Origin of the sequence: Labilibaculum sp. DW002, assembly GCF_029029525.1 — a bacterium.
GTDB lineage: Bacteria > Bacteroidota > Bacteroidia > Bacteroidales > Marinifilaceae > Paralabilibaculum > Paralabilibaculum antarcticum.
Genome location: NZ_JAKJSC010000001.1, coordinates 844081 through 858978, shown reverse-complemented (window position 1 = coordinate 858978; position 14898 = coordinate 844081). Strand labels below are relative to the sequence as shown.

Below are 14898 nucleotides of genomic sequence, written 5' to 3'. Positions count from 1 at the left end.
AGATTATGAATAAAATATATATAGTACTACTTGCATTGGGACTATCCGTTATGAGCACAGGATGTTCTGACGATTTTGATGACATGAATGTCAGAAAGGATGCAGTTGTTGATGTTGAGCCGAAGTTTTTCTTCAACACAATGATTCAAGGGACTTTTTCAAATTACCAACGTAATGTTAATTTGTACCCAGACCTATATTCTCAGTATTGGGCAAACACTGTATCTGGATTTGGTTCACCTCGTTACGAGTATGTGGACGGTTGGATAGGAAACCAGTGGAGAGAGCATTATGCAGATATGTTACGTAAAGCTGTTGCGATTCAAGATATGGTTGGAGAAGATCCAGTATTTGTTGATGCAGTTGCAATTAAAGATATCTGGATGGTTTATTGGTGGTCAAGAATGACCGATACCTATGGAGATATTCCATATTTTGATGCAGGAACAGGTGAAGCTGTGCCTTATACGTCTCAACAAGAGATTTATACGGATTTATTTGCAAGGCTTGATGCTGCAATTACAAACATTACAGGTGATGCTGCTCAGTATGCATATGGTGATGGTTACGATATAATTTTTAATGGAGATGCATTACAATGGCGTAAATTTGGAAACTCTTTACGTTTACGATTGGCAATGCGTATTTCTAATGTTGATGCAGTTAAAGCACAAGCTGAAGCTCAAGCAGCAGTTAATGGTCCTGGTGGATTAATGACAAGTAATGCTGATGTAGCAAAAGTTCCTATGTGGAGCAAAGGATGGTACGATTATTTGCACCAAATGGCTTGGAACTGGAATAACATTAGAATGTCTAAAACATTCTCAGATTACCTATACAACCAGTCTACTGTTGGAGAGGATCCAAGAGCTGCTAAATGGTTTGCTTATCAAGTTGATGGAGAACCTACAACTAAAGAAGATGCTGGTTTTGATAAGTATTTAGGTATCGAAAATGGATACAATCTTGTTCCTGCAGATGCTGATAAAAACTTTGCAACGATCAATCTAGAAGGTGGTTATGTTGATTTTGTTGGCGATGGAGGAGAGAATGGAATGTATTGTCCAGTAATGTTCTACTCTGAAGTTAAATTTTTGGAGGCTGAGGCAGCTCTAAGAGGTTGGGTTTCTGGTGATGCAAATGCATTATACTTAGAAGGTGTAGAAGCTTCAATGGATTATGTTGGAGTTGACGGAGGTGATGCAACAAGCTATGTAGATGGTTTAACAAATCTTTCTGGAAGTAATGAAGCACAATTAAAGCAATTGATTACTCAGAAATGGTTAGCTAACTTTCCTAACGGAGTAGAAGGATGGGCTGATTTCAGAAGAACTGATTATCCAGACATTACGCTACCAAAAGATGGAGTAAGTGGTAGTTCATCTGTAGCATCAGGTACTTGGGTTAAGAGAGTACGTTATCCTGATAATGCTCATCTTCAAGATGAGGTAAACATGCCATCTGCTTTAAACACTTTAGATTCTGATAAAATGGATATTAGACTTTGGTGGGATACTGCAGATACCAAAACAAAAGATGGTTCTGGTTTAATGAATAGCAATTTTTAAATAAAAAACAGATGAATGTGCATTGATTCATTTATGGTTGATGCACATCATTTAAACTTTATTATATGAAAGCAATAAAATTAAATATAAAAATGTTGTCATATCTGGCTGCTTTTCTGATGGTCTTTACTATCTCAGCTTGTGATGATGATGATAAAAGTGGGACTTTTGAGACTAGTTCTCTTGAAGCTCTAGTTACTGAGGCTGAAGGCTTAATTGCAAACAGTGAAGAAGGTATAAATGCTGGAGATTTTAAGCCAGGAGCCAAAGCAGAATTGCAAACAGTTGTTGATTGGGTTTTATGGACTATCGACAGAGCAGATAATCAAGAAGATATTTCGGATGCAGCTGTTAAATTGCAACGTTACATTGACATTTTTAAAGCAAATACAGTTGCAGTAGCAATGCCTTGGATTCAGCAAGAAAATGATACTTATATTCAGATATCTGATAACATTAAGACTGTATTAGGTGGAGAATGGACAATTGAATTGAAATGTTATATCGTTGATCTGAATACTAAAGGGTATTCAAATAATTTATTCTCTGCTGAGCAAATGGGACCAGATAGTGGATTTGGAGCTAGATATTTCGGCGATGGTAAAATTCAGATCGTAACAGGTAATAGTAATTGGGTAGATTCAGGTGATCAAGCTGGCCCAGGAACTATGATAGCTGGAGATTGGATGGATGTAACCATGACAAGTACGGGAACTCATCATGAATTATTTATTAATGGTTCAAAAGTTGCTGAAGTAGATAATACTCACTTAGTAGCTGCTGACGCTCCATTTGTTATTGGTAACAGCCCAACATGGACTGATCGTGTCTGTAATACTTTGGTGAAAGATTTTAGAGTGTGGAATTCTGTATTAGACGAATCTACCATTAATGCAAATAGAACTGCTTCATTCGAAGGTACAGAGTCTGGTTTAGAATGCTATTTTCCTTTTGGATCAGATTTAGGAGAATCTTTTGTAGATGTTACAGGGAAATACACTGCAACGATTAAAGGTAAAGTAGAGTGGATAAGCGAACCACCAGTAATCGTTTTAGACAAAGCTAAATTAACTGCTGCAATTCAGGATATTACTGATTTTAAGGCTACAGTTGTTGAAGGTGATATGGATGGTGATTATCCTGCTGGAACAATTGCTTATATCGATGCTTTAATTGTTGATGCTAATGATGCTCTTATTAATGAGACTCGTCAATCAGGTTTAGATGATAAAGCTGATGCATTAGCTGCCGCAACTGACTTGATTAATTCAATGTTAGTAGGTGATGCTGATGGTATCTTGATTGATCGTGATGTTCCTTCTGCAGTTGGTTTAAGAATTACGCCAAATTATACTCCTCAAGAAGATTACACTGTTGAGTTTAATGTAAAAGTTAAGTCTTTCTTTGGATACGGTACAGGTGAATTCTTTAATAATGGAGAGTACGGAATCTGGGTTTATGGTTATGAAGAACTTACTGAAGAGAATGTATTAAATACAGGTCGCCTTTGGAACTTTACGAATGCTGGAAATGGATGGCAAGGACCAAAAGCAGAAGCTTTATCCATTAAAGCGGGAGAATGGCAACATGTTGCTATTGTTCATGATGACGCTGCTAGAACAACTATATTATATGTTGATGGAGTTGCCAAAGGTATTCAAGAAGACATAGGTGCTCCAAACAACTCAGGATGGGGTGAAATGTGGCTTGGTAATGGCTGGGGTAAAATGGATGGTTACATGAAAGATTTCCGTTTATGGGATGTTGCTCGTGATGCTGCCGACCTTGATGCTGTCATTGATGGTACAGAAGCTGGATTGAATGTTTATTTCCCTCTTGATAGAGTGAAAGGCGTTAAATTCTCTGATGAAACAGGAACTTACCAAGGTGATATGAGAGGTATCTCATGGAACGTTGTTGAAGATTAATTGATAAATACAATATTGGGAGCTGTCTTAAGGCAGCTCCCTTTTATAAGATTTTTAAGAATGTCTATTCGTCTGACATTCCAATTAGAGTTAAGAATAAGGTTTGCTTCCACCTAAAAAGGAAGGATCGTTTTATAGCCTTTTATCAAAAGGTGTATTAACTAGAAGATAAAAATAGCCTTTGAGCTACAACATATAGCAATCTTTAGAACAATCAAAGAACCAAAACCAAATGCGAAACCATATTTCTTTTAAAACACTAATTCTCTTGTTTTTCTTTTGCTCAGCATTACTTTCCTGTAATAAAGAGCAAGCTAAAGGAGGAAATGATTACATCCAATTTGTCGATCCATTAATTGGATCAGGAGGACATGGACATGTTTTTGTTGGAGCAAGCGTTCCGTTTGGAGCAATTCAAGCCGGACCAAGTAATTTTCACAAAGGTTGGGACTGGTGTTCTTCATATCATTACTCAGATAGTATAGTAAAAGGATTTTCACATTTGCATTTGAGTGGTACAGGTTGTACTGATTTAGGAGAATTTTTAATTATGCCCGTAGTAGGTGATTTAAAAATGAATCCTGGTTCACAGGAAAATCCAGAAAGTGGATATGCATCTTACTACAATCATAATACTGAAAAAGTTGAGCCTGGGTACTATAAAGTACATTTGGACACATACGATATTGGAATTGAGATGACTACTACTGAACGAGTAGCATTGCATAAAATTACCTATCCAAAATCAGATGATGCGAAATTAATTATTGATTTAGAAGAGGGAAATGGAGATACGGCTACAAAAACATTTGTTCATAAGGTAAATGATACAATTGTTGCTGGCTACCGTTTTTCAACTGGATGGGCTAGTGATCAGCGTGAGTATTTTGCAATGGTTTTATCGAAACCAATCAAAGATATTATTGTTTACAATGGCGAGAATTTAATACAAGGAGATGCTGCAGAAGGAACTTCTGTTAAGGCATGTTTAGAATTTAAAACGGAAGCATTTGAAGAGGTTCTTTTTAAGTTTGGTATGTCTCCTGTAAGTATGGAGAATGCTTTATTGAATATCAATACAGAAATGCCAAATTGGAATTTCAAAGAAATTCTAGCAGATAATAAAGCCAAATGGAATAAGGAGCTTGAAAAAATTCAAATTAAAACAAAAGATGAAGCAGCAAAACGAGTGTTTTACACTGCTGTTTATCACACTTTAATTGCTCCAAATATTTTCGATGATGTAAATGGGGATTACAGAGGAACTGATAAGAAAGTTTACAAAGGTGCTGATTTTACGAATTATACTTTGTTCTCATTATGGGATACTTATCGTACAGCACATCCATTGTATACTTTAACTCAAACAGAACGAGTTCCTGATATGATCAATTCCATGTTGACAATTTATAAGCAACAAGGAAAACTACCAGTGTGGCATCTTCGTGGAAATGAAACTGAAACAATGGTAGGTTACAGTGCTGTTCCTGTTGTTGTAGATGCTATTTTAAAAGGATTTCCTGGAATTGACCATGAGTTAGCTTATGAGGCGGTGAAAACCACAGCTATGGGCGATTTTGAACCTGGCGTTAAAGAATTGCAAAAGTTCGGTTATATCCCTTGTGATATGATGCATGAGTCTGTTGCAAGTGCAATGGAATATGCAATTAGCGATTGGGGAATTAGCAAGTTGGCTGAAAAATTAGGCAAAACTGAGGATGCGAAATATTTTGCTGAGAGAGCAAAAGCTTATACCAAATACTTTGATCCAAAAGATCGATTTATGAAAGGAAAAATGAAGGATGGTTCATGGAGAACACCTTTTGATCCTTATTCAGCACAACATAGAGTAAATGATTATTGTGAAGGAAATGCTTGGCAATATTTATGGCTGGTTCCTCAAGATCCAGAAGGATTAATTGATCTTTTAGGAGGTGAAAAACCATTTGTATCAAAATTGGATAGTTTATTCTCAATTTCTTCAGAATTAGAAGAAGGTGCATCTTCTGATATCTCTGGTTTAATTGGACAATATGCTCATGGTAACGAACCAAGCCATCATATCACATACCTTTATGCTTATGCTGGTGAGCAATACAAAACTGCCGATAAGGTGCGTTACATTATGAATGAATTGTATACTGATCAAACTGATGGTTTGTGTGGTAATGAAGATTGTGGCCAAATGTCAGCTTGGTATGTAATGTCTTCAATGGGATTTTACCCAGTTAATCCAAGTAATGGTGCTTATGTTTTTGGTAGTCCTCTTTTCGATGAAGCAAGTATTAATCTTGAAGGAGATAAAAAGTTTACAATCTTAGCAAATAATAATAACGATGAGAATATCTATATCCAATCAGTTCAATTGAATGGAGTAGATTATACGAAATCTTTTATCACTCATAAGGATATCCTTAATGGAGGTACATTAAAATTCGAAATGGGAAATAAACCAAATAAGAATTTTGGTGTTGCCAGTCAAGATCGACCTAAATCAATTGTTTACTAGTATTATATTAGAAATGAAGAAATCAAACTTAATTATATTGTTGTTTGTAGCTGTTTTATCAGCTTGTGCGGGAGAGCAAAGTATTCAAGAATCGAGTATGTCAAATGTTGATCTTGCCAACCCTTTGATGGGAACAGATTCAGATCATTCGTTGTCAAATGGAAATACGTATCCTGCAATTGCTTTGCCTTGGGGAATGAATTTTTGGACCCCTCAAACGGGTAAAATGGGAGATGGCTGGTGCTATGCTTATGATGCAAAAAAGATTAGAGGAATCAAGCAAACACATCAACCTAGTCCTTGGATTAATGACTATGCGGCTTTCTCGTTGATGGCTGTAACCGGTGATTTAAAGTATAAAGAAGAGGAACGAGGATCGTGGTTCTCTCACAAGGCTGAAGAAGCAAAGCCATACGTTTATAGCGTTTATTTAGCCGACTATGACGTAACGGCTGAAGTTACTCCAACAGAGCGTGCAGCTATGTTTCGCTTTACCTTTCCAGAGAACGATAATTCGTATATCCTTTTAGATGGCTTTTTTAAAGGATCAGAAGTGACCATTCTTCCAGAAGAACGCAAGATTATAGGATATTGTAGAAACAATAGTGGTGGTGTTCCTGATAATTTCCATAACTATTTTGTTGCTGAATTCGATAAAGATTTTGAATTGACTCATACTTGGAATGGGGACAAATTAAATGAAGGATCTAAAAGAGAAACGGGAGAACATGTTGGTGCGATTATTGGTTTTAAGACAAAAAAAGGAGAAACTGTTCATGTGAAAGTTGCTTCTTCATTTGTTAGTCCAAAGCAAGCTCAATTGAACTTATCTCGTGAAATAGGATCGAAAGATTTTAATCAATTGAAAGAAGATGCAAAAACGACTTGGGAAACTGAATTCGCCAGAATTAAAGTTGAAGGTGGAACAGATGATCAATTAAAAACATTCTATTCTTGTTTGTACAGAGTATTGTTATTCCCACGCAAGTTTTATGAAATTAATGATAAAAATGAAGTAATTCATTACAGTCCATACAATGGTAAGGTGCTGCCCGGCTATATGTTTACAGATAATGGCTTTTGGGATACATTCCGGGCAGTCTTTCCATTTTTTACTTTGATGTATCCAGATTTGAATGCTCAAATTATGGAAGGATTGGCAAATACCTACAAAGAAAGTGGATGGTTGCCAGAATGGGCAAGTCCTGGTCACAGAGGTTGTATGATTGGCTCGAATTCGGCATCCTTAATTGCTGATTCTTATTTAAAAGGAATTCGTGGTTATGATATTGAAACTTTGTATGAAGCAATTTTGAAAAACACTCAAGGATACAACGAAGAAGTTAATTCTGTTGGCCGTTTTGGTGCAGCTTATTATAATGAATTGGGATATGTACCTTACAATGTTGGCGTAAATGAAAATACCGCAAGAACCTTGGAGTATGCTTATGCTGATTTCTGTATCTGGAAGTTAGCTCAGGAGTTAGGTCGTCCGCAAGCGGAGATTGATTTGTTTGCTAAAAGAGCACAAAATTTCAAGAACGTATTTGATAAGGAATCGGGCTTAATGCGTGGTAAAAATGAGGATGGTAATTTCCAATCTCCATTTAATCCATTAAAATGGGGTGATGCATTTACAGAAGGGAATAGCTTGCATTACACATGGTCTGTTTTCCAGGATATTGATGGATTGATTAATTTAATGGGAGGCAAAGAAAAGTTCATTTCTACTTTGGATGGTGTATTCGAAATGGCTCCTGAATTTGATGCTTCGTATTATGGATTTACCATCCACGAGATTCGTGAAATGCAGATTGCTAATATGGGGAATTATGCACATGGAAATCAGCCAATCCAACACATGATTTACTTGTATAACTTTGCAGGTCAACCTTGGAAAGCTCAGTCGCGAGTTCGCGAGGTAATGGACAAGTTATACACGCCACAAGCTGATGGCTATTGTGGTGATGAAGATAATGGTCAGACTTCTGCATGGTATGTGTTTAGTTCAATGGGATTCTATCCTGTTTGTCCTGGAACCGACGAGTATGTGTTTGGATCACCTTTGTTTGATAAAGTAACACTGACCATGCAAAATGGTAAAACATTCACGATTACAAGTTCTGGAAACACAAGTGAAAATGTATATGTGAATGATATCAAATTGAATGGAAAAACTTATGGTGAAAATTACATTAAACACAACGAATTCTTGAACGGGGGAAATCTTGAATTTAAGATGTCAGCAGAACCGAATAAGGAAAGAGGAACTTCAGAGGAAAGTTTTCCTTATTCAATGAGTAAATAACAAGAGATATGATATTAGTATATTAATATAGGAAGAGGCTTGCAAACTTTGGTTTGTGAGCCTTTTTTATAGGAAATTAAAGAAGAGCTATGGTTTATTTAAGAGAAGGTCTTGCAATAATATTAATTCTGATGTGCTTCAATAGTAGCAGAGCCCAAAGCTTTTCAAATTCTCCATGGCACATTTCTGCAAATGAAAACTTGAACTATACAGGTGTTTCTGTTGCTAATGGGAGAATAGGCATTGTACCATCAGCAGAACCTGGAAAAACAAAGACAATAATTCTAAATAATGTTTACGATAAAGAATCGGAATTTGGAGTTAGCAAGGTCTTGTTGGGGATTAATTTTGCCAATTTAGAGTTAATCATTAATCAGGACACTCTTGGAATTGAGAATTGCAGTAATTGGCAACAAGTTTTGGACCTGAAATCGGCATCATTTACTACAACATGTCGCTTTAAAAATTATGCAGATGTTTCTTTTACGCTATATGCTTTGCGAGGAATGCCATATTCTGGTTTGATAGATGTTGAGGTTAAGGCATTAAAAGAGGATATCATTATTCAGGTTGGTGGACAATTAAATTGTCCTGGCGAGTATAAAAAAGTACAATCAGGTTTTCGCGTTCTAAAAGATTTAGATGCACGTATGCCTATCCTTCAAACCATTGCCAAAAGCCCATTCGAAAAACATCAATTGGCAACAACTGCAGCTTTTATTTTTGATGATGTGTCTCCAGAATTAAAAGCGAAACTTGATGATAAATTCAATCCTCAATTAAACTTTTCAAAATCAGTAAAAGCCAAACAGAATTATCGTTTTGCATGGTCCGGCGCAGTTTGTACATCCCAAGATTTTTCTGATCCGAAAAGTGAATCGGAACGAATGGTAATTTTTCAATTGCTAGGAAATAAGAAGGCGGTAATTGCTCGTCATAAAGAACTCTGGGCAGATCTTTGGAAAGGCGATATTGAAGTTGATGGTGATTTGGAATCTCAACGAGATGTACGGTTGGCTTTGTATCATCTGTATTCTTTTTCAAGAGATGATTCAAACTTAAGCATTGCACCAATGGGCTTATCTGCTCAAGGCTACAATGGTCATATATTTTGGGATACGGAACTGTGGATGTATCCTCCTTTGTTGGCTTTTAATCAGGATATTGCTAAGTCTGTGCTTAATTACAGATTTGATAGATTGGATGCTGCTAAAAGAAAGGCTAGAAATTATGGATACGAGGGAGCAATGTTCCCTTGGGAATCTGATGATACTGGAGAAGAAGCTACACCTACCTGGGCTTTGACCGGTACTTTTGAGCATCACATAACTGCGGATATTGGTATTGCTTTTTGGAATTACTACCGAATAACAAGAGATATTGTTTGGTTGAAAGATATTGGCTTTCCCGTATTAAAAGAGGTGGCTGACTATTGGCAAAGTAGAGCGATTAAAAACTCAGATGGGAGCTATTCTATTAATAACGTTGTGGGAGCAAATGAATTCTATCATCATGCCGATGACAATGCATTTACCAATGGTTCTGCAAAAACGGCTTTGAAATTTGCGGTGAAGGCAGCCAAAGTGCTAAATGTGAAACCAAATTCAAAATGGGATGAGCTTGCAGAGGGCTTAAGCTTTTATTCCTTTGAGAATGGAGTGACCAAAGAGAATAGAAAATACGATGGTGAAATTATCAAACAAGCAGATGTAAACCTTTTGGCATATCCATTAAATGTAATTGAAGATCCAGAATCAATACGTAAGGATTTAGAATATTACGAACAAAAAATGGCACCCGAAGGTCCTGCAATGTCTCACTCAGTCCTAGCTGTTCTTTATGCAAGATTAGGCGAGAGAGAAAAAGCTTTTGAATTGTTTAAACGTGCATATGAGCCTAACAAACGACCTCCATTTGGCGCGTTGTCAGAATCAGCATTTAGTAATAATCCTTATTTCGCAACAGGCGCTGGAGGAATGTTACAAGCCGTGTTATTTGGTTTTGGAGGCTTGCACTTTACGGATTCAGGAATTGAACAGAAAAATCCATGTTTGCCAAAACAATGGAAGAAATTAACGATAAAAGGGATTGGAATCGAAAAGAAAACTTTTGTAATTGAATAAGTATGTATAAGAATTTTAGAATAATTGGATTACTGACGGCTATTTTTATTGGTGTTGCGTGCAGTTCGCAGAAATCAGTTGAATTGCAATCACCAGATGGGAAATTGACTTATAAGCTGGAAATTAGCCAGCAAGGAAAATTGTATTACAAGCTAAAAGCTGATGAATATGAAATCATGAGCGAGTCCAATCTGGGTTTGGTTTTAAAAGAAGACTCATTATTTACTGATAAAGTAAAGATTGTTTCAGTAAGTAAAAATGAGAAGGATGAGACTTGGGAACCGGTTTGGGGACCAAATGAATTTATTCATAACAATTACAACGAATTGGTTATTTCCTTACTTAATGGAACTAATAAGGAATTTAAATTGCACGTACGTCTTTTTAATGATGGAATGGGTTTCAGATACGAAATTCCTAAGCAAAATGCTTTAGATAGTATTAATATCATTAATGAATTGACTGAATTTAATTTTGTAGAAAATGGCACTGCATGGTCTATTCCTGCAAACTTTGAGAGCTACGAAATGCTTTATCGAACAACTAAAATAGATGAAGTAGTTAATGCAAATACACCAATTACGGTGAAGACAGAATCTGGATATCATGTAAGTATTCACGAGGCGAATTTGACAGATTATGCAGGAATGACATTGCAAAATACTGGCGGAACAGGTTTTCAGGCGAATTTAGTTCCTTGGCCTAATGGTGTTAAAGTAAAAGCAAAAGGATCATTGCTTTCTCCATGGAGAACAATTACAATATCAAAAAATGCAGCGGGCTTAGTTGAATCGAATTTAATTCAAAATTTGAATGAACCAAGTGTTATTTCAGATACAAAATGGATAGAGCCAATGAAATATATTGGCATTTGGTGGGGAATGCATTTAGGCGTTGAAACATGGACTCCAGGACCAATACACGGTGCGACTACCGAGAATATGAAGAAATATATCGATTTCGCTGCAAAAAACAAGGTGGAAGCAGTATTAGCAGAAGGTTGGAATACCGGTTGGGAAAACTGGGGAAAACCAAAAGCATTCGATCAAACAACTCCTTATGCAGATTTCGATTTTGATGAAATTGTGAAGTATGCAAACGCAAAAGGGATTGAGCTAATTGGACATCATGAGACTGGTGGCGATTATATTTTTTACGAAGAGTGCATGGAAAAGGCTTTTGCAAAATTACACAATAATGGAATTAGAGTTTTGAAGACAGGCTATGCTGGTCCAATTCCAAATGGTCATTTTCACCATGGACAAAAAATGGTTCAGCATTATCGAAAAGTTGTTGAAACCGCAGCAAAGTATGAGTTGATGATCGATGCGCATGAACCAATTAAAGCTACAGGAATTAGTCGCACTTATCCAAACATGATGACTCGTGAAGGAGCGCGAGGAATGGAGTGGAATGGTTGGAGTGAAGGAAATCCACCAGAGCATCACCTGATATTACCATTTACACGTTGTTTAGGCGGTCCTATCGATTATACGCCAGGAACATTCGATATTTTGTATAAGAACAGAAAAGAATACATCAAATGGAATAGCAACGACAAAGGAAACAGTCGAGTGAATACAACTCTCGCAAAGCAATTGGCTTTATGGGTTTGTTTGTACAGTCCTTTGCAAATGGCATCCGATTTGGTGAGTAATTACGAGAATCAACCAGCATTTAAATTTTTCGAAAATTTGCCTGCTGATTTTGAAGAATCGAAGGTGCTTCTTGCTGAAATAGGCGATGTATATGCAGTAGCGAGAAGAAAAGGAAATTCATGGTATGTTGGTGCAATTACAGATGAAAATGCACGAAATATTACATTGGATTTGTCATTCTTGAAAGTGAACAAAAAATACAAGGCGACCATATATGCCGATGGAGAAAAAGCTGCTCTTCAAGACAACCCAACGGATATTAAAATCTTTGAAAAAGAGCTTAATTCCACTACAAAATTGGAGGTAAGTATGATTGAAAGCGGAGGACAGGCCATTGAAATTGTAGAAATAGGAATGTAAATTTCTCTAGGATTAATGAATGATAGAGCCGATTAACCTCAAAATTAATCAGCTTTTAATCACCAAAGCTTTATTTTGATAACAGATTAGAAATTAGAAACCGTTCGGGAAGAAGCTTGGCTGGCCATATCCCGTTCGGTATTATATTTCTAACTTAGATTTACAACTCAACAAAACCTAACTTGATGAAACGTTTATCAGGAATTTTAATCTTTCTTTTTTTCGGTATGAATTGTTTTGCACAATTTACCGAATATGTGAATCCATTTATTGGAACTACAAATTTTGGAACTACAAATCCAGGGGCAATTGTACCACGAGGAATGGTATCCGTAACACCTTTCAATGTTTCTGGTTCCGATATCAATACATGGGATAAAGATGCACGTTGGTGGTCTACGCCATACTCATGGGATAATACCTATCTAACTGGTTTCTCCCATGTAAATTTAAGTGGCGTTGGTTGTCCCGATTTAGGTGTTATCATTTTAATGCCAACAACTGGAGAAGTTAAAGCCGATCATAAGGAATATGGTTCCATCATGAAGAATCAAGTTTCTATTCCTGGATATTATACTACAGATCTGGAAAAATATGGCGTGAAAGCTGAAGTGAGTTCTACCAAAAGAACAGGAATTAGCCGTTACACATTCCCAAAAGGAAAATCAAATATCTTACTGAATCTTGGTTTGGGCTTAACGAATGAATCAGGAGCTAAAATAAAAATTGTGAACAATCAAGAAATTGAAGGTTCACGTATGACAGGAACTTTCTGTTACAACGATGGTTCGGAGCGCCCCGTGTTTTTTGTTGCTCGCTTTAGTAAAAAGGCGGAAGACTTAGGTGTTTGGAAAAAAATGCCAGAAATGAAAGCCGAATCTGCTTGGAGCGATACCGATGGACAAATCAAATATTATCAGAATTTCACTCAAGAAATGTATGGAGATGAAATTGGTGCATACTTTACTTTCGATACTGAGGAGAACGAACAAATATTAGTTGAAGTAGGTGTTTCTTATGTGAGCATTGAAAATGCGAGAATGAATCTGGATGCTGAATCAAACGGATTTGATTTTGAGAAGACAAAGTCGCAGGCTTCAGTTGAGTGGAATGACGTTTTAAGCAGAGTGAAAGTTGAAGGTGGAACAAAAGACCAGAAGACCATCTTTTACACAGCACTTTATCACACACAAATTCACCCGAATATCATCAACGATGTAAATGGACAATATCCAGCAATGGAGTCTTTTGAAATTCGTGAAACCAATAACTGTGATCGTTATACCGTTTTCTCCTTATGGGATACTTACCGTAATTTTCATCCCTTAATGGCGCTTTTATATCCGCAAGAGCAATTAGATATGGTTCGTTCTATGGTTGATATGTACAAGGAAAGTGCTTGGTTACCAAAGTGGGAACTGAATAGCAAGGAAACTCATGTGATGGAAGGCGATCCAGCAATTCCTGTAATTGTAGATTCTTACTTGCGTGGATTAACCGATTTTGATGTTGATGCTGCTTACGAAGCAATGTATAAATCAGCAACTACCGAAGGAAGGAATAATAAATTACGACCAGATATCGATCATTATTTGGCAGAAGGTTATGTGCCTTTAAAAGAGGAATTCGATAATTCAGTTTCTCATGCATTGGAGTATTATATTGCAGATTGGAATTTGGCTCAATTCGCAAAAGCTCTTGATAAAAAGGATGATTGCAAGAGGTTTTTAGGTCAATCTCTTCGCTACAAAGAGTATTTCGATAAGGAATTTAATATGATTCGTCCGAAATTAGAAGATGGTAGCTTTTTAAAGAATTTTAATCCACAACAAGGAGAGAACTTCGAACCAAGTCCGGGATTTCATGAAGGAACTGCTTGGCAATATACATTTTGTGTACCTCATGATGTTAAGGGCTTGACCAAATTAATGGGAGGGAAGCGAAATTTCATAAATACCTTACAATCTGTTTTCGATAATAAGCTATTTGATATGGCTAACGAACCTGATATTCACTATCCATACCTGTTTAATTATTTTAAAGGTGATGAGTGGAGAACACAAAAGGAAGTTCGTAATTTAATCGATACTTATTATAAAAATGCAGCTGATGGAATTCCTGGTAACGACGATTGTGGAACTTTATCTGCTTGGATTGTTTACAGTATGATGGGCATTTATCCAGTTTGTCCTGGAGATACCGATTATGCAATTACAAGTCCTGTTTTCGATAAAATTACAATCGAATTGGATTCTGAATTTCACAAAGGAAGATCATTCGAAATTCTAACTCGCCGCAAGAATAAAGACGATTTGTTTATTGATAAAATGATGATCAATGGAAAGAAACAAAATTCTTATTTCATTAATCACAAAACAATTAGCGAAGGTGGAAAACTAGAAATTTCCCTAAAGAAATAAAAAGATAACCTAATCATACCTCTT

General features: G+C 36.4%; 7 protein-coding genes. All 7 read left to right on the top strand.

Going from position 1 to position 14898, the window contains the following annotated elements:
* Window positions 1-5: 5 nt before the first annotated feature.
* The 7 genes from L3049_RS03290 to L3049_RS03260 all read left to right on the top strand — a co-directional run bounded on the left by L3049_RS03290 (window position 6) and on the right by L3049_RS03260 (window position 14874).
* A complete protein-coding gene (locus L3049_RS03290; RefSeq protein WP_275108359.1) occupies window positions 6-1568 on the top strand; it encodes a SusD/RagB family nutrient-binding outer membrane lipoprotein in 1563 nt (520 codons plus the stop codon).
* 65 nt (window positions 1569-1633) lie between these two features.
* Window positions 1634-3496 carry a LamG domain-containing protein gene (locus L3049_RS03285; protein WP_275108358.1) on the top strand — a complete coding sequence of 621 codons (1863 nt, stop codon included), beginning with the start codon at window positions 1634-1636 and terminating at the stop codon, window positions 3494-3496.
* 232 nt (window positions 3497-3728) lie between these two features.
* Entirely contained in the window at window positions 3729-6005 is a 2277-nt protein-coding gene (locus L3049_RS03280; RefSeq protein WP_275108357.1) for a GH92 family glycosyl hydrolase, read from the top strand.
* 13 nt (window positions 6006-6018) lie between these two features.
* Window positions 6019-8313, top strand: a complete 2295-nt coding sequence (locus L3049_RS03275) for a GH92 family glycosyl hydrolase (RefSeq protein ID WP_275108356.1) — start codon at window positions 6019-6021, stop codon at window positions 8311-8313.
* A gap of 89 nt (window positions 8314-8402) precedes the next feature.
* On the top strand, window positions 8403-10436 hold the full coding sequence (locus tag L3049_RS03270) for a kojibiose hydrolase (RefSeq protein ID WP_275108355.1): 2034 nt from the start codon (window positions 8403-8405) through the stop codon (window positions 10434-10436).
* A gap of 2 nt (window positions 10437-10438) precedes the next feature.
* Window positions 10439-12454 carry a glycoside hydrolase family 97 protein gene (locus L3049_RS03265; protein ID WP_275108354.1) on the top strand — a complete coding sequence of 672 codons (2016 nt, stop codon included), beginning with the start codon at window positions 10439-10441 and terminating at the stop codon, window positions 12452-12454.
* A 185-nt stretch (window positions 12455-12639) separates the two neighbouring features.
* Window positions 12640-14874, top strand: a complete 2235-nt coding sequence (locus L3049_RS03260; protein WP_275108353.1) for a GH92 family glycosyl hydrolase — start codon at window positions 12640-12642, stop codon at window positions 14872-14874.
* Window positions 14875-14898: the final 24 nt, after the last annotated feature.